Origin of the sequence: Collinsella sp. AM16-21 (assembly GCF_003471905.1) — a bacterium.
GTDB lineage: Bacteria > Actinomycetota > Coriobacteriia > Coriobacteriales > Coriobacteriaceae > Collinsella.
The window spans coordinates 61,948-83,967 of record NZ_QRKJ01000011.1; the positions used below are offsets into that span (position 1 = coordinate 61,948).

The window sequence follows — 22,020 nt, forward strand, 5'->3', positions numbered from 1 at the left end:
TCTGCGCTCGATTGGACATGAACTGCGTTTGACAGGGTAAGATTGATCGCGGCTTTGATTGGTGCTCGATTGGGTTTGTTGGGCGGAGTTTATGTCTGCTATTGATATTGTGCTTGTTGTGATCGCCTTGGTGGCGGTGGGGGTTGCTGTGGCTTGCGCCCTCCAGCTCAAGAGCCTGCGTGCCGAGCTGCGGGAGCGTGGCGACAGTAGCGCGGAAACGCTGGCAGCGCTCGAGCAGGCCAACAGCACGCTCGACACCCTGAACGTCGCGTTGGCCGAAACCCGCCGCACGGCAAATGCCATCGCGCAGCAGCAGACGACCGATGCCGCCGTAGAGCAGCAGCGCTACCTGACCATTGCGCGCGAGTTCTCGCAGGCCGGCGACCGTATGGATGACCTGCGCCGCGAGACGGCCCAACAGCTTGGCGCCAACCGCGAAGGCATCGAGCATCGCCTGGACAAGGTGCGCGAGACGGTCGATGCTCAGCTGGGCGCCATCCGCAAAGACAACAACGTGCAGCTCGACCAAATGCGTGCGACGGTGGACGAGAAGCTCTCTCGCACGCTCAACGACCGACTGTCGGCATCGTTTAAGCAGGTGAGCGACCAGCTCGAGGCCGTGTACAAGGGCCTGGGCGACATGCAGTCTATCGCCACCGGCGTGGGCGACCTTAAACGCGTGCTGGGCAATGTGAAGGCGCGTGGCATTTTGGGCGAGGTGCAGCTGGGCGCGATCCTGGCGGACATCCTTACGCCCGACCAGTATCTGGAAAACGTTGCCACCAAGCCCGGCGCCTCGGAGCGTGTTGAGTTTGCCGTCAAGCTGCCGGTAGACGAGGGCGACCCCGTGCTGCTGCCGATTGACTCCAAATTCCCGGGTGATGCGTACGAGCATCTGCTCGACGCGCAGGAGTCGGGCGATGCGGAGACCGTGGCGGCTGCGCGCAAGACGCTCGACACCATGGTCAAGCGCGAGGCCAAGGACATCTGCGAAAAGTACCTGAGTGTGCCGGCAACGACCAACTTTGGCATCATGTTCGTGCCGTTTGAGGGGCTGTACGCCGAGATCGTCAGCCGCCCCGGGCTTATCGAGATCCTGGGCCGCGACTATCACGTCAACGTAGCCGGTCCCAGCACCATGGCCGCCATTCTCAACAGCCTGCAGATGAGCTACCAGACGTTTAGGCTGCAAAAACGTACCGACGACGTGCTGCGCGTGCTCTCCGCCGTCAAGGCCGAGCTGCCGCGCTATCAGGCGGCGCTGCGCCGCGCCCAGCAGCAGATCGAGACCGCGGGCAAAACGGTCGAGGGCATCATTACCACGCGCACCAACGTCATGGAGCGCAAGCTCAAGGACATCGACGCGCTGGAGGATGCTGAGGAAGCCGACGCGATTTTGGGCTTGGAGTCCGCAGGCCTGCTCGCAGACCAAAAAGACGAGGACTAGTCGCAACGGACGGTGGGTCGCCGGCGTAAACGCGGGTGCCCCATCGCTTTTCGCATCGTGCTTGCCTGAAGTGCGCTTCAATGTGCAACAATGGCGTTTCGCCCTATCAGATGCGAAAGGAAGCCCATGTCTCAGAGAAGCACCAGTCCGCTCAGCCGCTCCACCGTGCGCCGCACGCTGCAGCGGTTTTGGGGTGTCACGCGCACGCAGCCGCTGATTGTCTTTCTCTCGGTGCTCTCGTCGGCGGGCTACATCTTTTTGCTCACGTTTGCCAACACCTACGTGATGGCCCTCATCGTCGACCGCGTCCAGGCCGGCCCCGTGGCGGGCGATCAAGTATTCGAGGTCTTCGGCCCCTATATCCTGGCGCTCGTACTCGTTAACCTGGTGGGTCAGATCCTCTCCAAGCTGCAGGACTACACCGTCTACAAGCTCGAGATCGCAGGCAACTACCACCTGGCGCGCCTGTGCTTCGACACGCTCTCCAACCAATCCATGACATTCCATACCAGCCGCTTTGGCGGATCGCTTGTGAGCCAGACAAGCCGTTTTATGAGCGGCTACACGGGTCTGGTCGACGTGACGGTGTATTCGCTCATCCCCACCATCACCTCGGTCATCTGCACCGTGGCCGCACTCGCCCCGGTGGTACCGACGTTTACCGTGATCCTGGTGGGCATCATGGTCGTCTACATTGCGTTTGTCTGGCTTATGTACAAGCGCATCATGCCGCTTTCGGCCGCGACGTCCGCCGCACAGAACAAGCTCTCGGGCGTGCTCTCCGACGCGGTCACGAACATCTTGGCCGTCAAGACCTGCGGACGCGAGGACTTCGAACGCGATCTGTTCGACGCCGCCGATCGTGCCGCGCGCGACGCCGAGACGGTCTCGATGCACGCCATGATGCAGCGCAACTTTACGACCTCGGGCCTTATCGTCATCACCATGGCCGTGGTGAGTGCGTTCGTGGCGGGCGGCAACGCGTGGTTTGGCATCTCGGCCGGCTCGCTCGTCATGATTTTTACCTACACCTATAACCTCACCATGCGCCTGAACTACGTGAGTTCCATGATGCAGCGCATCAACCGCGCGCTGGGCGATGCGGCCGAGATGACGCGCGTGCTGGACGAGCCACGTTTGGTGGCAGACGACCCGGACGCCCCTGAGCTCAAAGTAACCGAGGGCGCGATTGATTTTGAGCACCTGAGCTTTGCGTACCGTGACGCTGCGGCGGGCGAGAACGTGTTCGATGACCTGACACTTCATGTGGCGGCGGGCCAGCGCGTGGGCCTGGTGGGCAAATCGGGCTCGGGTAAGACGACGCTCACCAAGCTGCTGCTGCGCCTGGACGATGTCCAGGGCGGCCGCGTGCTCGTGGACGGTCAGGATGTCTCGCGCTGCACGCAGCAAAGCCTGCGCCGCCAGGTTGCCTACGTGCCGCAGGAGGCGCTGCTGTTCCACCGCTCCATTCGCGAAAACATTGCCTACGGTCGTCCCAACGCCACTGATGAGCAGATTCGCGAGGCCGCGCGCCTGGCCAATGCCCTGGAGTTTATCGACCGATTGCCCCGTGGCTTTGACACCATGGTGGGTGAGCGCGGCGTCAAGCTCTCGGGCGGCCAGCGTCAGCGCGTGGCTATCGCCCGCGCCATCCTCACCGACGCGCCGATTCTAGTGCTCGACGAGGCGACCTCTGCCCTGGACAGCGAGTCCGAGGCGCTGGTGCAGGAGGCGCTCGAAAACCTGATGCGCGGGCGCACCTCCATTGTGGTGGCGCACCGCCTGTCCACCGTGGCGGCGCTCGACCGCATTGTGGTGCTGGCCGATGGTGAGATTGTCGAGGACGGCACGCATGCGCAGCTCGTCGAGGCGGGTGGCGAGTACGCGAGCCTGTGGAGCCGTCAGACCGGCGCATTCTTGGAGGCGTAAGCGTCTCGGACGTGGGACAATTGTGCCCATAAGTTTATTGTGCCGTTGAGCTGAGGAGTCGTTATGCCACGCGAGACCAATGCCGCCAAGCGCGAGCGCGCCATCGAGGTGTGCGAGCGCCTCAACCGTCGCTATGGCCCGGTCGAGTGCTTTTTGGACCACGAGAATCCCTTCCGCCTGCTGATCGCGGTGCTACTCTCGGCGCAAACGACCGACGCGCAGGTCAACAAGGTGACGCCGCGGCTGTTTGCCCAGTGGCCCACGCCCGAGGCCATGGCCGGGGCGAGCGTGGCTGACGTGGCGGACACCATTAAGTCACTCGGCTTTTATAAGAGTAAGGCCAAGCATGCCGTGGAGGCCGCCCAGATGATCGTTGCTGACTACGGCGGCAAGGTACCGGCCGACATGAAGGAGCTTGTAAAGCTGCCGGGCGTGGGGCGCAAGACGGCGAACATCGTACTCAACGTGGGGTACGGCATCGTGGAAGGCATCGCAGTGGATACGCACGTCAACCGCATTGCGCACCGCCTGATGCTGAGTCCCAAGACGCATGCCAAGGAGCCGCTCAAGACCGAGCAGGATCTGCTCAAGATTTTGCCGCACGAGTATTGGGAGTCGGTCAACCATCAGTGGATCACCTTCGGTCGCGAAATCTGCGATGCCCGCAAACCCAAGTGCGACGAGTGTCCGCTGGCAGATTTGTGCCCCAGCGTGCGCGTAGCGGGGTAGGGCGGAATGCATCTTCGTCTGGCGTTTTTTGCAGGGCCGGGTTTGCCCTTGAGCAGGAGTCCTCTCCATGCGCTACCATGACAAACAATGATCTTTGACGTACGACCCGCCGAGCTTGCCCCGGCGGGCTTTTGGCGTTGCGATGCCGGAGGAACAGCATGCTCATTCACCGTATAGCCGCGCAGCTCTACACTGCCGAGGCACTGCAGACCGTCGAGGCCGGACTCGATGCCGGCGAGGACGTGACGTTGGCCGTGTCGCAGTCGGGTCGCACGCTTATGGCGGCCGCCCAGTTTGCGCGCCGTCCGCGTCCCACGGTCTATATCGTGAGCGGCGAGGACGCTGCCGATCGCGCCGCGCGCAGCCTGGCCGCCTATGTGGGCCTGGCGCACGTGTGCCGCTTTCCCGAGCGCAAGGACTACCCGTGGCGCGAGCAGGCGCCCGACGATGCCGTGGTGGCGCAGCGCTGCGAGGCCCTGGGACGCATCGTGCGCGGTGACAACTGCATTATGGTTGCCTCGGCCCGCGCGTTGCTGCGTTGCGTGCCGCCAGTCGAGAGCCGCTACTGGGAGTCCACGACCTTTGCGGTGGGCGAGGAGATCCCTTTTGACGAGGTGCCGCAGCGCCTGGTGGGCATGGGCTATACCAATGCCGGTGCCGCCGACGCGCCCGGCCTGTTCCGCGTGCACGGTGATACCGTCGAGGTGTTCCCCGCGCAGGAGAAGGCACCCGTGCGCATTGAGTTCTTTGGCGACGAGATTGATCGCATCCGCCGCATGGTGAGTTCCACGGGGCAGACCATCGGCAACGAGGACAGCATCGAGATCTTCCCCTGTCGCGAGCTTGCACTCACCGACGACGCCGTCCACAACATGCATGTGGCGCTCTACCGCGCCAGCCAGGACGACAGCAAGTTGGCGGCGCTGCTCGAGATGGTAGACGCGCGCATCGTTACGCCTGAGCTCGACCGCTTTTTGCCGGTGATGTACGGCCAGACCGTGAGCCCGTTGTCGCACGTGAGCGGCAAGGCGCTCGTGGTGCTGTCCGAGCCGCGCTCGCTGTTCGACGATTGCCTGCGCGCCTACGAGGATATCGAGGCACGTGCCGGCGAGGCGGGGGTCGACCGTCTGGACGGCCTGTACGTGCGTGCCCAGCAACTCGACTTTGGTGCCCAGCAGCGCCTTAACTACGTGAGCTTGATTCGTGCCGGCGGTGCGGTGACGGCAGAGCTCAAGATTGAGCAGCCGGCCATCGCGGGCTCGGACAATCGCTTTATGAAGCGCATCCAGGAGGTCGTGGGCAAGCGCTATGCCTGCGTGTTTGCCATCCCCGACCGCGGTGCGCGCGAGTCGATGGAGCTCACCTTTGGCGATGAGGGTATTACCTTTGAGGAGTCGCTGACGGCCGCGCCCGAAAACGCGGGCGCTATTGGCGACCGTGTGCGCGTGGCGGCGGCGGATTCTGCCGATCGTGCTGTCCGCCAGGATGCTCATGCTGCAATTCGCGAACGCAAGGCCGACGCGCTCAACGCCCGCTCGCTCGAGGCAGGTGCCGCCCAGGCTGCCGCCGGCGCCGCCGTGCCCACCATCTCGCGCGGACGCGTGACCTTTGTCGATGCCGCCTTGCCGCAGGGCGTGGTGGTGCCCGATGCCAACCTGGCCGTGTTCTCGATCGCCGACCTCAACGCCCGCATGGACGCCAACCGCGCGCGCAGCCGCCGCAAGGTGGACATTACGCAGATCACGTTCCCGTTTAAGCCGGGCGACTACGTGGTGCACGCCACTCACGGCATCGCGCTCTTTAGCGAGATCGCGCGCCAGGAAGTGGGCGGCAAGGAGCGCGACTACTTTTTGCTGGAATATGCCGACGGCGACAAGCTCTACGTGCCGCTGGAGCAGGTTGACCGCATTACGCGCTACGTTGGTCCCGACGGTGACAAGCCGCGCCTGACCAGGCTCAACACCGCCGACTGGACGCGTGCCACCAACAAGGCGCGCAAGAACGCCAAAAAGCTGGCGTTTGACCTGGTCGATCTGTATACGCGCCGCTCCTCGATTACCGGTATCGCCTGCCCGCCCGACACGCCCGAGCAGATCGAGATGGAGCAGAGCTTCCCCTACGACGAGACGCGCGACCAGCTGGAGGCTATTGCCGACATTAAGGCGGACATGGAGGCACCCAAGCCCATGGACCGCCTGCTGTGCGGAGACGTGGGCTTTGGCAAGACCGAGGTCGCCCTGCGCGCGGCGTTTAAGTGCGTGGACTCCGGTCGCCAGGTCATGGTGCTCTGCCCCACGACCATTCTAGCCCAGCAGCACTACGAGACGTTCTTTGAACGCTTTGCCCCGTTTGGCCTTGAGGTCGAGGTGCTCAGCCGCTTTCGCACCCCGGCGCAGCAAAAGCGCGCACTCAAGGCGTTTGCCGAGGGCACGATCGATGTGCTCATCGGCACGCACCGCCTGCTTTCGGCCGATGTGAACCCCAAGAACCTGGGCCTGGTGATCATCGACGAGGAGCAGCGCTTTGGCGTGCAGCACAAGGAGCAGCTCAAAAACCTGCGCGAGCAAATCGACGTGCTCACGCTCTCGGCAACCCCTATTCCGCGAACCATGCAGATGGCCACGAGCGGCGTGCGCGACATGAGCCTGATCACCACGCCGCCGACCGGGCGCCGTCCCGTGATCGTGCACGTGGGGGAGTACGACCCCGATGTGGTGAGTGCGGCGATTCGCCTGGAGGTGGGCCGCGGCGGTCAGGTGTATTACGTGTCCAACCGCGTCAAGACCATCGACGATGCCGTGGCGCGCGTGCGCGAGGCCGCGCCCGAGGCGCGCGTGGGTGTGGCACACGGCAAGATGAGCCCGCGCGAGGTCGAGGACGTGATGATCGAGTTCGCGACCAAAAAGATCGACGTGCTCATCGCCACGACCATCGTGGAGAGCGGCATCGACAACGCAACGGCCAACACGCTCATCATCGAGGACTCGCAGCGCCTGGGCCTGGCACAGCTCTACCAGCTCAAGGGCCGCGTGGGCCGCTCGGCCACGCAGGCATACGCGTACTTTATGTTCCCCGGCGAGCTGCCGCTCACCGAGGAGGCCACGGCACGCCTGACTGCACTTTCAGAGTTCCAGGATCTGGGCAGCGGCATGCGCATCGCCATGCGCGACCTGGAGATCCGCGGTGCCGGTTCGCTCATGGGCGCCGAGCAGCACGGCAACCTGTCGAGTGTGGGCTTTGACCTGTTTACGCAGATGCTGGGACAGGCCGTGGCCGAGGCGCGCGGCGACGACGATGCCGGCGTGGAGGCGGCGAGCGTGGGCATCAACCTGCCGGCCGACTACTTCTTGTCCGAGGAGTACATGCCGGCGGTGGACCAGCGCGTGCTCGTGTACCGCAAGCTCGCGGCGGCTGAGGACCTGGAGAGTATCGACGAGGTGCAGGAGGAGACCGAGGCTGCGCATGGCGAGCTGCCGTTGGCGGGGCTCAACCTGTTCAACCGCGCGCGCATCCGTATCCGCGGCGAGCGCCTGGGGCTCGAGAGCGTCACGCTCAGCGGTGGACGCATTACCTTCCTGGGGGTTGACGTGCCCAAGAGGGTGGCCTATGAGCTTAAGACTCGCTATGGCGCGGTGAACTTCCCCAAGAGCCGCAAGCTGTCGGTGCCCTACAAGGCGGGCGCCGGTGCGGGCAGCGGCCTGGGTCGCGGTCTCGATGCCAACGACGGCACCGGCCCCGTGGCAGCCGCCCTCATGCTGCTGCAGCAGTTGGGTGCCAGCGACGACGACTAACGGGTCGACGCTGCAAACGCCCCATTTGGGCAATCTGACCCTCACTCGTCGGTCGCGTACGCAAGTACGCTTCCCTCCTCCTTCGGGCCACCTTGCCACAAATGGAACGTTTTCGCTTACTTATGCTCAACCTGTAAGGGTATTTACGGGACAAAGCCATCTTCGTCTCACCCACATTGCAGGTTGACTGCCCTTCGCCCGACCGAAAGGAAAGTATGTTCGGATACATCTATAAGAAAGATGTCACCATTATCGCGGTTGTCCTGTGCCTTTGTCTGGGCGTGGGCAGCTTCTTCGATTATCAAATCTCGAGTGCGCTGTTCAACATCGGCAGCATGTACGGTCGCTTTGTCGAGGCGGCCGGCGAGCTACCGTTCGAGCTGACGGCGAGCATCGCGGGCGTTATGCTCGCGCGCTCGGCACGCCCCGATTCCAAGGCGAGCAAGTGGCTCGCTGCGCTGGGCGTTTTGATCAACGTGGGTCTGGTCGGCTACGAGATTATCGGATCGCTGCGCGTCGGCGGCAAGCTTATTGCGTTTCAGCTGGTACTGACGTTTGTGCTGGTCATCGCAGCCAACTTCATCGCCTACCGCCTCACGCGCATGACCGAGCCCGACGAGCTTACGCGCTGGGCGTTGATGGTGCTGGCCGTGTGGGTCGCTCAGGCCATCATCCTCAACGTCATTGTTAAGCCGTTATGGTCGCGCCCGCGCATGCGCGTGATCGAGGTCACGCCGGGGCTCAATTTTCAGCCGTGGTGGGTAATCGGCAATCCCGACAAGTGGACCTATATCGCCGCCGGCGTGATCAAGGACGGGTTCAAGTCGTTCGCGAGCGGGCACACCGCGCATGCGGCGATCGGCCTTATGCTCGCCGGGCTTCCCGCGGCGGCCTTTAAGGAAAAACCGTCGCGCCGTCGCGTGGTCTTTTGGGCGGCGGTTGTGGTCGCGGCGCTCGTCGCCTTTGGCCGCATCGTGATCGGAGCGCATTTTTTGAGCGACGTGAGCTGCGGCTTTGCCCTGGTGCTGGCGCTTGAGTGCCTTGCCGCGCGCATTGCCTATCCCAACGGCGTACAATAGCCCCGTTTGAATCATCGGGCCCGTGCCCGGCTAGAGAGGATTGCCATGCTCGCGTTTAACAACGACTATTCCCACGGCGCACATCCGGCAGTGCTGCAGGCGCTCGTCGACACCAATATGGAGCCGCAGCCCGGCTACGGTACCGATGCACACACCGAGCGTGCCAAGCAGCTCATCCGCGAGGCCTGCCAGGCGCCCGATGCCGACGTATTTTTCCTGGTAGGCGGCACACAGGCCAACGCGACGGTGATCGACATGCTGCTCGCGCCCTACGAGGGCGTCGTTGCCGCTGAGACCGGCCACGTCGCCTGCCACGAGGCGGGTGCCATCGAGTTTGGCGGCCACAAGGTGCTCACCATCCCCGGCTACGAGGGTAAGATGCACGCCGAGGACCTCGAGAACTATATCCAGGTGTTCTACGAAAACGAGAGCTACGAGCACACGGTGTTCCCGGGCGCCGTGTATGTGAGCCTGTCGACCGAGTACGGCACGCTGTACTCCAAGGCCGAGCTCGCGGCGATTCACGCGGTGTGCCAGAAGCGCGAGATTCCGCTGTTTGTGGACGGTGCTCGCTTGGCCTATGCGCTGGCGGCCGATGAGTGCGACATTACCCTGCCCGAGCTGGCGCAGCTGTGCGACGTGTTCTACATCGGCGGCACCAAGTGCGGCGCGCTCTGCGGCGAGGCTGTGGTGTTTTGCGGCATGCACGCTCCGGCGCATCCCATTCCGCGCATTAAGCAGCACGGCGCGCTGTTGGCCAAGGGCCGCCTGACGGGTGTGCAGTTTGAGGCGCTCTTTACCGACGGCCTGTATTTTGAGATTGGCCGCCAGGCGATCGAGACCGCGCAGGCGCTTCGTCGCGTGCTGCACGAGCGCGGCTACCAGTTCTTTTTGGAGACGCCGACCAATCAGCAGTTTGTGATTTTGCCCAACGAGGACATGGCGTGCATTCGCGAGCATGCTTCGATTGAGTACTGGGAAAAGTACGACGAGACCCACACCGTGGTGCGTTTTTGCACCAGCTGGGCTACGACGCAGGAGGACATCGACGCGTTAGCGGCTGTCCTGTAGCCTGATGTAATGATGAGGGGCCGCCTTGCGCTGGGTTTGGCGCAGGGTGGCCTTTGTTTTTGGGGAAGGGTTGTATGACCGAGATGTCCGAGCCGACGATTCGCCTGGCGACGCCCGATGACGCACCGGCATTGCTTGCCATCTATGAGCCGTATGTGCGCCAGACGGCGATTACCTGCGAATACGAGGTGCCGAGCGTTGAGGAGTTCGCCGGGCGCATCGAGCGCACGCTCAAGCGCTATCCGTATCTGGTGATGGAGCTGGACGGGCGTCCGGTAGGTTATGCCTATGTGAGTCCGCTCAACAGCCGCGAGGCCTATGACTGGTCGGTCGAGACGTCGATCTACCTGGCGCGCGACGTGCGCCACGGCGGGCTGGGCCGCAAGCTGCACGATGCGCTCAAGCAGTGCCTGATCGCGATGGGCATCACCAACATGTGCGCGCTCATCGCCGTGCCGCACGACAAGGATGACGAGTACCTGACGCACAACAGCCAGGACTTCCATGCCCATATGGGGTATCGCCTGGTGGGTGCCTTCGACCGCTGCGCCCAAAAGTTCGGCCGCTGGTACGACATGTGCTGGATGGAGCTGGTCCTAGCCGAGCGCACGCCCAACCAACCCAAACCAACCTGGTTCCCCGACCTCCCCAAACCTACCATTTAGGGACAGGTTTATTTTGGCAGGTTAGCCGATGGGCTCGGTGTATTTGGCGCGGTCGGTGCGCTGGATGCGCTTGGAGACGTGGAGCGGGCGGCCGTCGGTGTCGTAGACGTAGTCGGTGATTAGGATCAGCGCCTGCCCGCGCCCAACGTTGAGCAAAAACGCCTCGTTTTGCGAGGCATAGCACACCTCAAAGGTCTTGTGCCCCTGTGCCGGCGCGCGATGGAATTCCTGGCGCAGCGTGGCGTAGAGCGAACCGTTGATATCGCGATCGATGAGCGTCTCGAAGCTTGGCGGCAGGTAGGTGGTCTCCAAGCACAGCGGCGCGTCGTCCAGGTAGCGCAGGCGGACAAGTTTGACGAGTTTGCTGCCCACGGCGGCGTCAAAGAACTTGGCTATGCTGCCGGCCGCCTTGGCAAAGCCCGAGTCCACGGTGCGCGTGGTGGGCTTCATGCCCTGGCCTTCGACCTGCTTGGTATAGCTCGAAAACACCAGGTTGTTCTCGTGGAGCGCGGGCGTGTCGGCCACAAAGGCGCCACGCCCGCGCTCGGTGCGCACCAGGCCCTCATCAGCGAGCACCTTAAGGGCGTGGCGCACGGTGCTGCGCGACAGGCCCGATTCGTCCATGAGTTCCATCTCGGATGGCAGCTTGTCTCCGCGTGCGTAGATGCCGGCGGCGATGCGGTCGCGAAGCGTGCCCGCCAAGCGTTCGTATTGGCTCAGTTTCTTTTTAGATGAGACGCTCATATTGCCAACCTATATCTAACTTGTATGCTTAACTAAGCAAGCATGTATTCAACACAACAATAAAATCGCTGGTAACGAGTAATCGAAAACCTTAGCAGCAGAATTTCTAAGTCAAATATAGCATACAACTAGTCGACATAACCAAAACATGTATGTAACTTGTATGCCATCAAGAGCATCAAACGAGAAGAAAGGCTGATGCACGATGACTACTCAGGAACAGGTTAAGGACGTCGTCTCCCAGGTTTTGGCTGACAAGGCAGACAAGGGCGGCATCAAGCGCGTCGTGTGGATTGGCGCTGGCGGATCCAACGGTGGCAACTATCCTGCTCAGTACTTTATGGAGCACGAGGCCACGCAGGTCGTGAGCTCCAGCTACACCAGCAACGAGTTCGTGCACGCCACCCCGGCCTACGTCAACGAGAACACCCTGGCCGTCGTCGTGTCCATGCGCGGCACCAAGGAGACCATCGTCGCCGCCCAGGTCGCCAAGGACCACGGCGCCAGCACCATCGCCATCTATGTTGACGAGTCCGGCCTTACCGAGGTCTGCGACTACAAGATCCAGTACGACAGCCTGGCCGTCGACGAGTCCTGCATGGGCCGCACCAACTCCGCCGTCGTGACCATGATCGCCATGGAGCTTACGCAGCAGACCGAGGGCTATGCCGAGTACGAGACCGCTATGGCCGCGTTCGACTTGGTCGACCCCATCTATCGCAAGGCCGTCGAGTATACCCGTCCGCTCGCTGCCAAGTGGGCCGAGCAGAACGCCGACAAGCCCTGCATCAACGTCATGGCCCAGGGTCCGCTCTTTGGTGCCGCCTACGTCTTTAGCATCTGCAACGTGCAGGAGATGCTGCAGATCGACTCTTGCACCATCAACACCTGTGACTTCTTCCACGGCCCCTTCGAGATCCTGGACAAGCGCACCTCGCTGTTCCAGCTCATCAGCGTCGGCCGCAGCCGCTGCAACGACGAGCGCGGCATCCGCTTCGTCAACCAGTACGGTGGCGAGCGCGTCTATCAGCTCGACGCCAAGGAGCTCGGCCTCAACGACATCAAGGACAGCGTGAGCGAGCACTTCAACCACCTGATCTTCGCCCCGATCCTCAACAACGTGTATATGCGCGCGCTCTCTGCCGTCACCCACAAGGACTACATGACGCGCCGCTACATGTGGAAGCTTGAGTATTAGTTACGGCGTTTTACCAAACGCCGTAACCGCTCGACGCTGCGCGGGCCGCATTTGGTCAATCTGGCGTTCAACTTCAAGGGCGCGACCAGAAGGTCAGCGCCCTTTCGTTTCACGCCACCTTGCCTCAAATGCAGCCCGCTCGCTGATTTATGCTCAACCAGCGGCGCTTTAGTCGTTGGGGACGTTCTTAAATGGCTAGTCATTCAGGAGCGTCCCCAACGACTAGTCATTTAAGAACGTCCCCAATGACTAGGTAGAGCAGATTTTTCCGTTCGGCGATTTGTGTCTTGAAAAATGTATATAACGACTATAACGTAGTACGAAACATATTGGAAACAACACCGAGGAGGCTGCGTTGAAGAAAAGCAATCTGGGCTATGCGCTGGTGCTGATCGCCGCGCTTATGTGGGGCACCATCGGAATCTTTGTTAACGGAATATCGGCCCTGGGTGTTTCGTCTCAGAGCATGGCGGCCTTTCGCCTGTTGTCGGGTGCCGTCTTAATGGCTCCGGTCTTGGCATTTATGGGTTGCCAGGGAGGCGCTCGTGAGGGAAAAGCCTCGGGTCCCATGGCCCTGTTCAAGGCAAGTCCTAAAGAGCTTGTTCCCTGCGCGCTTGTCGGTATCGTCGGTTTAGCCGTCGCCAACACCTGCTATTACGAGTGCATGGGCGAGGTGGGCATGTCCACGGCCTCGGTGCTGCTCTACACCTCGCCGGTGTTTGGAGTCATGCTCGGCCGCGTGCTTTATCGCGAGGACGTGACCTCCAACAAACTCGTCGCCATCGTCTTTAACATTGTGGGTTGTGTGCTCGCGGTGACGAGCGGTGACCTGTCTGGTTTCCATTTCTCGGCTTGGGGCGTCGCGTCGGGTGTGATCGCCGGACTTTGCGGTGCGCTGCTGGCGGTGTTTAGCCGTATGGCTACCAAGACGCTCCATCCACTGGCCGTAACGTTTTGGGGTTTTGTCTTTGGCGGATGCTTTATGGCGGTGCTTTCGGCTCCGTGGTCCGATGTAGCCGCGGCAATGTCCCCGCAGCTCATCCTGCTGTTCGCAGGCTTTGGCTTTATTCCGACGGCTCTTGCGTACATCTTCTATATGCAGGGCCTTTCGATGGATCTTGAGACGTCGAAGGTGCCGGTCGTGGCTTCGTTCGAAACCGTGGCGACCGTTCTGGTCGGTATTGGCATCTACGCCGAGCCCGCCGGCGCGATCAAGGTCCTGGGCATCGTGCTGGTGCTCGCGTCCATTCTGATTATGAACACCGACTTCTCCAAGCTGCGCAACAGTGTGTTTGTCGGTCATGTCATTGAGAGCATGACCTTTAAGCCCAACGCGTGGTGGACGGAGAAATCGCAGGACATGGATCTGTTCCGCGAGCGCACCGGCATTGCGCTGGAGCCCACCGTGCAGGAAAGCCCCTGGTATTTCGTGCGATAGGGGATTGGCGAGGCGTCTGATCGAGTATCGCCAGGCCAGCGCTGGCCTACCCGGCCCCAACGTTTCAAGTAGGTTAAACCCGTCAACGGTCGATTTTCACCCGCGAACGGTCTTTATACTAATTAGCAATATAAGCAACGTATAAGACGTTATAATGACCATAACGAAAAGGAGGAGGCAAGATGAATCAGATCATTCTCGCATCTCATGGCGGCCTGGCCGCAGGCGCCAAAGACACGCTCGAGATGGTTCTCGGCGACGTGTCGAACGTCCACGTCGTGTCGCTTGCTCGTGACGACAAGGAGCCCATCACCAATAAGGTTGAGGCTATGATCGCCACGTTCAACGCGGACGACACCGTCTATGTGCTGACCGATATGCTCGGCAGCTCGGTCAACAACAACATGGTCGAGCTTTCCAAGAACGGCACGAAGTTCACGGTTATCAGCGGTTTCAACATCCCGCTGGCGCTCACGCTCGCTATGAGCCCCGTCCCCGTCAAGGGCGCCGAGCTCGCGGCCCTCATCAACGAGGCCCGCACCGGTCTGACCAACCCCAACGCACCGGTCGAGGCCGCCGCGGCTCCCGCCAAGAAGGCCAAGGCGTCCCGTCACAGCTCCGGTCCCGCCAAGATCGTCCTCGCACGTCTTGACTACCGTCTGCTGCACGGCCAGGTCGTCTTTACCTGGACCACCAAGGTTCAGGCCGAGCGCATCATCGTCGTCGACAACGCTGCCGCCAACGATGACATCAAGAAGGGCGCTCTTAAGCTGGCCAAGCCCCAGGGCGTGCGCCTGAACGTCTTCACCGTCGAGCGTGCCCTCGCCAAGATGGACAAGCTCAACACCCTCGGCGAGCGCGTCATGTTCGTCTTTGGCAACACGGCCGAGATGCTGCAGTTCTGCCAGGGCTACAAGCTCGACGCCATCAACTTGGGCGCCACCGCCAACCACGACGGTGCCGATCAGGTCGGCGGCAAGGACAGCTCCGTCTTCCTCGACGCCACCCAGAAGGCCGACGTCAACCAGCTGCTCGACATGGGCATCAAGCTCTACGTCCAGCAGACCCCTACGTATCAGAGCGTCGACATCGACGCCAAGCTGTAATCAACCAGGCTTTTGCCTGACTGAAAGGAGAAGGGTATGAATACGTTCATCAGTGCGGTGCTCGTCGGCCTCGTCGGCGTGTTCTGCATGTGGGACTCCCGCCTGCTCGGTCGTCTTAACTTCGAGCAGCCCCTCGTTGGCGCTACGCTCGTCGGTCTGCTGCTGGGCGATGTGCCCACCGGCCTTGCCGTCGGTGCCGCCGTCGAGCTCGTGTCCATGGGCCTGGTGCAGGTCGGCGCCGCCGTTCCGCCCGATATGGTCCTGGGCGGCATCGTGGCCGCTGCCTTTGCGTGCCTGACCGATGCTTCCGCCGAGACCGCCATGACGATCGCCATCCCGGTCGCCGTCCTGGGTCAGCTCCTCGGCATCGTGTTCCGTTCCATCATCGCCGCCCTCACCCATGTGGCAGATAGCGCGATCGATAACGGAAAGTTCAAGACCGCCTACCGTATGCACATCTGCGCCGGCTCCGGTCTGTACGCCGTCATGTACTTCCTGCCGATCTTCCTCGCCGTCTTTGTTGGCACCGACCTGGTTCAGGCCATCGTCAACATGGTTCCCGAGTGGCTGTCCACTGGTCTTAACGTTTCGACCAAGATTATGACCGCCTACGGCTTGGCCCTGCTGCTCACCATGATGATCAAGAAGGGTATGACTCCGTTCCTGTTCATCGGTTTCCTGCTCGCCGCTTACCTCAACCTGTCCGTCATCGCGGTCGCTCTGATCGGTGTGTGCCTGGCTGTCGTCTTCATGGGCTTCAAGTTCAACGGTTCCCATGCAGCCGCCGGTGTCGATTCCGACTACGATCCGCTCGAAGACGACGAAGACTAAGGAGGAACACACTATGGCAACCGCAACCAAGGACGTGTCCCTGAACAAGAAGGTCAGCCAGTTCTTCTGGCGCTCCTGGGCCATCCAGGCCTCTTGGAACTACGAGCGTCAGATGAACATGGGCTTCCTCTACGGCATGGTTCCCACGCTCGATCGCCTCTATCCGGATGAGTCCGACCCCAAGCAGCTCGCTGCTAAGAAAGAGGCTTACCACCGTCACATGGCGTTCTACAACTGCACCCCGCAGACGAGCGCTTTCATCCTGGGCCTCTCCGCCTCCATGGAGGAGGAGTACGCCAAGGATCCCGAGAACTTCGATCCCGATTCGATCAACGCGGTCAAGACCTCCCTCATGGGTCCGCTTTCCGGCATCGGTGACTCCTTCTTCCAGGGCACCATCCGCGTCATCGCCTTTGGCCTGGGCGTTCAGCTGGCTCAGCAGGGCTCCATCATGGGCCCGATCCTGGCCATGCTCATCTCCATCGTCCCCTCTGTGCTGATCACTTGGTTCGCAGCCAAGATGGGCTATCAGGGCGGCCACGAGTACCTGAGCAAGCTTCAGGGCGGCGACCTCATGGAGAAGCTCATGTATGTCTGCGGCATCGTGGGTCTTATGTCCGTGGGTGGCATGATCGCTACGCTGATCGGCGCCACCACCCCGCTGCAGTTCGCTGAGGGCACCGTCGTGATTCAGGACATCCTGGACGGCATGATGCCCCAGATGATCTCCCTTGGCCTCACCGGCCTTATGTACTGGCTCATCAAGAAGAACGTCAACACCGGTTGGCTTCTCGTGATCGCCATCGTGGGCGGCATCGCCCTCTCCGCGGCCGGCATCCTGGCCTAGTCGCGACCAAGCGTCTAACCGCTTTCCCCCGGGGGCCTGCCTGGCATCCCATACCCCAGGCAGGCTTCCATCCCTAAATGTGTCAAAGGGACAGTTCCTTTGACACATCCTCAACGGGCCGGCGACTCGGTCCAAACCACGGTAACCCTGCGAGCGCCCGGCAATGTGGCGCCGCAAAAAATCGAAAGGAATGTGTCAGATGTACGAGATCGACCTTAACCTCCCTAAGCAGATCGTCGCTGACGTCCTGTCCAACCACGAGATCCACAGCGTCGCCTTCGTCGGCTGCGGTGCTTCCATGTCCGACCTGTACCCCGCCAAGTACTTCCTGGCCAACAACACGGACAAGCTGAACGTTCAGATCTTCACCGCCAACGAGTTCAACTACGACACGCCTTCCTGGGTCAACGAGCACACCTTCGTGATCACCTGCTCCCTCGGTGGCTCCACGCCCGAGACCGTCGAGGCCAACAAGACCGCCAAGAAGCACAACTGCCCGGTCGTCTCCCTCACCAACAAGGCTGGCTCCGCTCTGACCGTCGACGCCGACCACGTCATCGTCCACGGCTTCCACGCCAACTACGCTGCCAAGTGCGAGAAGCCTGGCTACGCCATCGCTCTTGCTCTCGAGATCCTTCAGCAGACCGAGGGTTATGACCACTACGAGGACATGATCACTGGCCTCACCAACGTCTTCGATCTCTGCGAGAACGCCGCTCAGCACTGCAAGAAGCTCGCCAAGAAGTTCGCCGAGGACTTCAAGGACGACAAGATGATCTACTTCATGGCTTCCGGTGCCTCCGAGAAGATGGCCTATTCTCACGCCGCCTTCCTGTTCACCGAGATGCAGTGGATCGACGCCGCCGCCTACAACACCGGCGAGTACTTCCACGGCCCGTTCGAGGTTTCCACCGAGGGTAAGCCCTACGTCTTCTTCATGTCCGATGGCGCTACCCGTCCGATGGACGCCCGCGCCCTCACCTTCCTTGAGCGCATGGGCGCCAAGGTCGCTCTGATCGACTCCAAGGACTACGGCCTGGCTGACGCCGTGCCCGCGAGCGTTATCACCTACTTCAACCCGCTGCTGCACCTCGCCGTTATGCGCGAGTACGGCAACCAGATCGCCGAGGCTCGTCAGCACCCGCTGACCATGCGTCGCTACATGTGGAAGCTTTCCTACTAATCACAAGTAAGTAGACCTTACGGGTTGATTAAGAGGGGATGGGGTTTGCGCCCCATCCCTTTTTTGCTTTGGGGAGGGTGCGGCTGTCGCGTCGCAAAACCCCAGATAAAACCTACCAAAATAAACCTGTCCCTTTTTGGCAGGTGGGAGGAGATGCGTATGATCAAAGCGGTGCTGTTTGACATGGACGGCGTGCTGGTCGATACCGAGTGGTTCTACAACCGTCGACGCGTGGCGTTTATGGAGGAGAAGGGCTTTCACTTTGACGAGATCCCCGATCTTTCGGGGTCTAACGAGCCTGCCATTTGGGAGGCGCTGGTGCCCGACGATGTTGAGCTGCGCGAGCGCCTGCGCGTTGAGTACAAGCAGGTCTATAGCCCGGACCATCCCGTTCCGTATGCCGAGCTGCTCAACGAGCAGACGGAGCCGGTGATGCGCGAGCTGCACGAGCGCGGCGTGAAGTGCGCCATTGCGAGCTCGTCCTATCGCGAGTTGATTGACGAGCTGGTGGAGATCGCTGGCATTGCCGATGTGATGGATTACACCATCAGCGGCCACGAGTGCAGTGCGTTTAAGCCCGACCCCGAGATCTACCTGCGTGCCATGGAGGCGCTGGGGGTGGAGCCCGCCGAGTGCCTGGTTATCGAGGATTCGCCTATGGGGATCGAGGCTGGCAAACGTTCCGGCGCCCGCGTCTTGGCGCTGCGTCCGCACGAGGGCGTTAACCTGGACCAGTCCGCCGCCGACGTTGTCATCGACAACCTGTCCGACATTTTGGCCGCTTTGTAGTGTCAATCCGCCGCGAGAAGCACGGGTTCAAACGTTTTTTGCGGTGGACTGGCTCAATTTGGTTTCGATTTTGATCCGTTTGGCTTCGATTCGGGCTAAGTGAGTAGACTTTTTGGCGCAGGCCGAGCACAAAGTGCATCTGCTCTAGTAAAACCGCAGGTCACAGGGGCGGCGGTTTTGGGTGTGCTCTGCAGGTCGCGTAAAGTCTACTCACTTGGAATTTGGGCCTTTGGTCGTGGGGGTTGCTGGTCCCGCTTTGGCTGTCGAGAAAGGGTGAACTGAAGCGCCCCCGTACGCTCCATGCTACAATCGCGGGCATGCCCCACAACCACATCTGCCTTCGAAAGGAGCCTACGTGGCGAACGCCATCGATCAGCTCACGGACCGCGTGCTCATGCTCGGCCGTCTCACCATCGTTCGCCGCGCTATTACCGCCGTGGCGGTCACCATTTCCGCCATTCTCCAGACATTTCTGATCCAGGCGTTCATCCAGCCCGCCGACCTGCTTCCGAGCGGTCTTACCGGCGTCGCGGTCCTGCTCGATCGCGTTACCTCGCTCGGCGGCGTTCACATCGACATCTCGCTCGGTATGCTCGCGCTCAACATCCCCGTGGCGCTCCTATGTTGGAGCGGCATTAGCAAGCGCTTCGTCATCTTCTCGATGATGCAGGTCGTGCTCTCATCGCTGTTTCTCAACGTCTTTCACTTTGCGCCGTTTTTGGGCGACAAGATCATGCTTATCATTTTTGGCGGCGTGGTCTCGGGTCTGGGCGCTGCCATCGCGCTTAAATCCGGCGCATCCACCGGCGGCACCGACTTTATCGCGCTGTGGGTTTCCAACCACACGGGCAAGACCATCTGGGGCGTCATCTTTGGCTTTAACTGCTTTATCCTGGCGATCTTTGGCTTTATGTTTGGCTGGGACAAGGCGGCGTACTCCATCGTGTTCCAGTTTATTTCAACCAAGACCATCGACAGTTTCTATCGTCGTTACGACCGCGTGACGCTGCAGATCACGACGCGCAAGGCAGACGAGGTCATGACCGCCTATGTTGACCATTTTCAGCACGGCATTAGCTGCGCTGAGGTCATCGGCGGATACAGCCGCGAAAAGATGTACCTGCTGCACGCCGTTGTTTCGACCTACGAGAGTCAGGACATTATCAAGCTGGTGTGTGACATTGATCCCGGCGCCGTGATCAACGTGTTCCACACGCTCAACTTTGTGGGCGGCTGGTGGGGCGGGCATGTCGACGAGCCCATGCCCACGGCCGTTCCCGATCCCGACAAGCCCGCACGCATGGCCAGCAGGCAGGCGCGCCTCAGCGAGCAGGATAGCCTGCAGCAGGATGACGGCAAGTAGGGTTTTGGCATTTTGCCGGCCTGGCGCAATCCTGTCCGCTTGAGCCTCCCGAAAGCCTCGCTGCTTTCGGGAGGCTCTCGTTTGCCCAGATAAAACCTACCAAAATGAAGCTGTCGCTTTTTGGTAGGGAGGGTGTATCGTTTTATCAATATGAGGTAACATGAAACTAGACGTTATATACGTATTAGTTATTTTAATATTTCGATAAGAGTGATTAGATATGCCTGCGCCCAAAAATGCACCGCTTTACCAGCAGATTTACGACGAAATCAAGGATGCGATCGAGAAAGGTGTTTATGCACCCAAGGAGCGTATTCCGTCCGAGCTTGAGCTAGCCGAGCAGTACGACGTGAGCCGCATTACGGTGCGCCGCGCCGTCGAGGAGCTGTGCTCCGATGGCTACCTGGTTAAGCAGCAGGGCCGTGGCACCTTTGTCTCCACGCCGCACATCAACCGCCAGTTCCACGCTTCGACGCTGCAGACGTTTACCGCGCTGTGTGCCGATAATGACATGAAGGCGGGCGCGCATGTGGTCGATCGCCAGATTGTGCCGGCACGTCAAAACGAGATGGAGTTCTTTGGCCTGCAGAAGGACGCGCTGCTGCTGCACATCAAGCGCGTGCGTACGGCCGACGGCGAGCCCATTTTTGAGGAGAACATCTTTGTGCCGTTTGACGCCTACCGTGAGCTGTTGACGGCCGATCTTGAGGACAAGTCGATTTTTTCCGAGGTCGAGCGCGTTGGCGGAACGCCGATTGTCTCGGTTGGCTACCGCACGGTCGAGGCCGTTCGTGCCAATACCGAGCAGGCGGCCGAGCTGGGCATCGCTCCGCACGATCCACTGCTCAACCTGCGTGCCGGCTTTATCGGCCCCAATGGCGAGCCGGTCCTGATGGGTAAGCAGTACTACGTGGGATCGCGCTACGTTATGGTCATGTAAGTTACGCGGTTTTACCAAACCGCGTAACGGCTCGACGCTGCAAACGCTCCTAAGCGGCAATCTGACGTTCAATCGTCGGTCGCGTGCCGAAGTACGCTTCCCTCCTCTTTCACGTCACCTTGCTCGCTTAGGGGCGTTTTCGCTGACTTATGCTCAACCAGCGACGTTTCCGTGCTTGTCAAGAGATAAAACATCGGCGTTGCTGGGCCGGCACTTGGGGACGTTCCTTTTGTGCCGGCACCTGGGGACACTCCTTAGTCATTGGGGACGTTCTTAAATGGCTAGTCATTCAAGAACGTCCATTACAGTCGAAATTGTCAGCCCGGGGCCGTCTCGGGCTACGATTGAGGCGCGCCCAGAACGGGCCGCCGACCGGGCGCCCGCGCACGGCCGAACATCCCTGCCCCCGAGAGGGCCCGTTGGGTGCTGCCGGCGCGGGACGCGCCGCCCCCGACGGCTGATAGGAAAGTGCCGGGCAGGTGCCGCGGCTGGTAATGTGAGTGCCGAGGGGGAGGCCATCCGGTCGAACGACTACCGGAAGGATACCACCGTGAAAGCGCCATCCACCAGGCCCGCGGCCGTGCTCGGCCTGGACGTCGGCAAGTCATCGCACTGGGCCTGCCTGGTCGACCGCGACGGGGAGGTGCTGGCCAGCGCCCCCGTCCGCAACAGGGAGGCCGAGCTCGACGCGCTGTTCGCCTCCGCGCCCGCCGGCACGCTCGTCGTCGTCGACCAGTTCCGCAACATAGGGTCCCTCGCCGTGAGGCGGGCCCGCGCCGCGGGGCTCGGGGTCGCCCACCTGCCCGGGCTCGCCGCCAGCCGCGCCGCGGGCCTGTTCGCCGGCGAGGCCAAGACCGACGAGCGCGACGC

Annotated in this window: 18 protein-coding genes; 17 read left to right on the forward strand and 1 reads right to left on the reverse strand. The window is 61.4% G+C overall.

The window, feature by feature from the left end; translation table 11 throughout:
- The first annotated feature begins 91 nt into the window (after positions 1–91).
- From DW180_RS07250 to DW180_RS07280, 7 genes are all read left to right on the forward strand, one after another.
- Entirely contained in the window at positions 92–1,447 is a 1,356-nt protein-coding gene (locus DW180_RS07250; protein ID WP_118238192.1) for a DNA recombination protein RmuC, read from the forward strand.
- A 126-nt stretch (positions 1,448–1,573) separates the two neighbouring features.
- Positions 1,574–3,376, forward strand: coding sequence for an ABC transporter ATP-binding protein (locus tag DW180_RS07255; protein ID WP_118238194.1), 1,803 nt, complete (start codon positions 1,574–1,576; stop codon positions 3,374–3,376).
- 63 nt (positions 3,377–3,439) lie between these two features.
- The gene (gene nth, locus DW180_RS07260) at positions 3,440–4,105 is read left to right on the forward strand and encodes an endonuclease III (protein WP_118238196.1); all 666 of its coding nucleotides are present in this window, start codon (positions 3,440–3,442) and stop codon (positions 4,103–4,105) included.
- 158 nt (positions 4,106–4,263) lie between these two features.
- Complete coding sequence (gene mfd, locus DW180_RS07265) at positions 4,264–7,896, forward strand: transcription-repair coupling factor (protein WP_118238198.1); 3,633 nt, start codon at positions 4,264–4,266, stop codon at positions 7,894–7,896.
- A 215-nt stretch (positions 7,897–8,111) separates the two neighbouring features.
- Positions 8,112–8,975 (forward strand): phosphatase PAP2 family protein, encoded by an 864-nt coding sequence (locus DW180_RS07270; RefSeq protein ID WP_118238200.1) that lies wholly within the window; start codon positions 8,112–8,114, stop codon positions 8,973–8,975.
- A 45-nt stretch (positions 8,976–9,020) separates the two neighbouring features.
- Positions 9,021–10,046 carry a low specificity L-threonine aldolase gene (locus DW180_RS07275; protein ID WP_118238202.1) on the forward strand — a complete coding sequence of 342 codons (1,026 nt, stop codon included), beginning with the start codon at positions 9,021–9,023 and terminating at the stop codon, positions 10,044–10,046.
- A gap of 74 nt (positions 10,047–10,120) precedes the next feature.
- Positions 10,121–10,711, forward strand: coding sequence for a GNAT family N-acetyltransferase (locus tag DW180_RS07280; RefSeq protein ID WP_118238204.1), 591 nt, complete (start codon positions 10,121–10,123; stop codon positions 10,709–10,711).
- 21 nt (positions 10,712–10,732) lie between these two features.
- On the opposite strand, the gene DW180_RS07285 is transcribed toward DW180_RS07280, so the two are convergent.
- Positions 10,733–11,455: a GntR family transcriptional regulator gene (locus DW180_RS07285; RefSeq protein ID WP_118238206.1), complete on the reverse strand. Its 723-nt coding sequence runs from the start codon at positions 11,453–11,455 to the stop codon at positions 10,733–10,735.
- A 205-nt stretch (positions 11,456–11,660) separates the two neighbouring features.
- On the opposite strand from DW180_RS07285, the gene DW180_RS07290 reads away from it, so the two are divergent.
- From DW180_RS07290 to DW180_RS07335, 10 genes are all read left to right on the forward strand, one after another.
- Positions 11,661–12,653 (forward strand): SIS domain-containing protein, encoded by a 993-nt coding sequence (locus DW180_RS07290; protein WP_118238207.1) that lies wholly within the window; start codon positions 11,661–11,663, stop codon positions 12,651–12,653.
- Between the two features lie 355 nt (positions 12,654–13,008).
- On the forward strand, positions 13,009–14,091 hold the full coding sequence (locus DW180_RS07295) for a DMT family transporter (RefSeq protein WP_118238209.1): 1,083 nt from the start codon (positions 13,009–13,011) through the stop codon (positions 14,089–14,091).
- A gap of 182 nt (positions 14,092–14,273) precedes the next feature.
- Positions 14,274–15,197, forward strand: a complete 924-nt coding sequence (locus tag DW180_RS07300) for a PTS mannose/fructose/sorbose transporter subunit IIAB (RefSeq protein ID WP_118238211.1) — start codon at positions 14,274–14,276, stop codon at positions 15,195–15,197.
- A gap of 36 nt (positions 15,198–15,233) precedes the next feature.
- Positions 15,234–16,028 carry a PTS sugar transporter subunit IIC gene (locus tag DW180_RS07305; protein WP_006235136.1) on the forward strand — a complete coding sequence of 265 codons (795 nt, stop codon included), beginning with the start codon at positions 15,234–15,236 and terminating at the stop codon, positions 16,026–16,028.
- A gap of 13 nt (positions 16,029–16,041) precedes the next feature.
- On the forward strand, positions 16,042–16,875 hold the full coding sequence (locus tag DW180_RS07310; protein ID WP_035136780.1) for a PTS system mannose/fructose/sorbose family transporter subunit IID: 834 nt from the start codon (positions 16,042–16,044) through the stop codon (positions 16,873–16,875).
- A gap of 199 nt (positions 16,876–17,074) precedes the next feature.
- The gene (locus DW180_RS07315) at positions 17,075–18,058 is read left to right on the forward strand and encodes an SIS domain-containing protein (RefSeq protein WP_229077274.1); all 984 of its coding nucleotides are present in this window, start codon (positions 17,075–17,077) and stop codon (positions 18,056–18,058) included.
- Positions 18,059–18,217: 159 nt separating this feature from the next.
- A complete protein-coding gene (locus DW180_RS07320) occupies positions 18,218–18,847 on the forward strand; it encodes an HAD family phosphatase (RefSeq protein WP_158570961.1) in 630 nt (209 codons plus the stop codon).
- A 355-nt stretch (positions 18,848–19,202) separates the two neighbouring features.
- Positions 19,203–20,210, forward strand: a complete 1,008-nt coding sequence (locus DW180_RS07325; RefSeq protein ID WP_118238215.1) for a YitT family protein — start codon at positions 19,203–19,205, stop codon at positions 20,208–20,210.
- A 220-nt stretch (positions 20,211–20,430) separates the two neighbouring features.
- Positions 20,431–21,150 (forward strand): GntR family transcriptional regulator, encoded by a 720-nt coding sequence (locus tag DW180_RS07330; RefSeq protein ID WP_118238217.1) that lies wholly within the window; start codon positions 20,431–20,433, stop codon positions 21,148–21,150.
- A 550-nt stretch (positions 21,151–21,700) separates the two neighbouring features.
- Positions 21,701–22,020, forward strand: a 320-nt coding sequence (locus DW180_RS07335; protein WP_147357386.1) for a transposase, incomplete at its 3' end; no start/stop codon positions are given.

Bases quoted from the DNA above. Each gene is read 5' to 3' on its own strand.
- DW180_RS07250 (WP_118238192.1), top strand. From the start codon at position 92: ATGTCTGCTATTGATATTGTGCTTGTTGTGATCGCCTTGGTGGCGGTG.
- DW180_RS07255 (WP_118238194.1), top strand. From the start codon at position 1,574: ATGTCTCAGAGAAGCACCAGTCCGCTCAGCCGCTCCACCGTGCGCCGC.
- nth (WP_118238196.1), top strand. From the start codon at position 3,440: ATGCCACGCGAGACCAATGCCGCCAAGCGCGAGCGCGCCATCGAGGTG.
- mfd (WP_118238198.1), top strand. From the start codon at position 4,264: ATGCTCATTCACCGTATAGCCGCGCAGCTCTACACTGCCGAGGCACTG.
- DW180_RS07270 (WP_118238200.1), top strand. From the start codon at position 8,112: ATGTTCGGATACATCTATAAGAAAGATGTCACCATTATCGCGGTTGTC.
- DW180_RS07275 (WP_118238202.1), top strand. From the start codon at position 9,021: ATGCTCGCGTTTAACAACGACTATTCCCACGGCGCACATCCGGCAGTG.
- DW180_RS07280 (WP_118238204.1), top strand. From the start codon at position 10,121: ATGACCGAGATGTCCGAGCCGACGATTCGCCTGGCGACGCCCGATGAC.
- DW180_RS07285 (WP_118238206.1), bottom strand. From the start codon at position 11,455: ATGAGCGTCTCATCTAAAAAGAAACTGAGCCAATACGAACGCTTGGCG.
- DW180_RS07290 (WP_118238207.1), top strand. From the start codon at position 11,661: ATGACTACTCAGGAACAGGTTAAGGACGTCGTCTCCCAGGTTTTGGCT.
- DW180_RS07300 (WP_118238211.1), top strand. From the start codon at position 14,274: ATGAATCAGATCATTCTCGCATCTCATGGCGGCCTGGCCGCAGGCGCC.
- DW180_RS07305 (WP_006235136.1), top strand. From the start codon at position 15,234: ATGAATACGTTCATCAGTGCGGTGCTCGTCGGCCTCGTCGGCGTGTTC.
- DW180_RS07310 (WP_035136780.1), top strand. From the start codon at position 16,042: ATGGCAACCGCAACCAAGGACGTGTCCCTGAACAAGAAGGTCAGCCAG.
- DW180_RS07315 (WP_229077274.1), top strand. From the start codon at position 17,075: ATGTACGAGATCGACCTTAACCTCCCTAAGCAGATCGTCGCTGACGTC.
- DW180_RS07320 (WP_158570961.1), top strand. From the start codon at position 18,218: ATGATCAAAGCGGTGCTGTTTGACATGGACGGCGTGCTGGTCGATACC.
- DW180_RS07330 (WP_118238217.1), top strand. From the start codon at position 20,431: ATGCCTGCGCCCAAAAATGCACCGCTTTACCAGCAGATTTACGACGAA.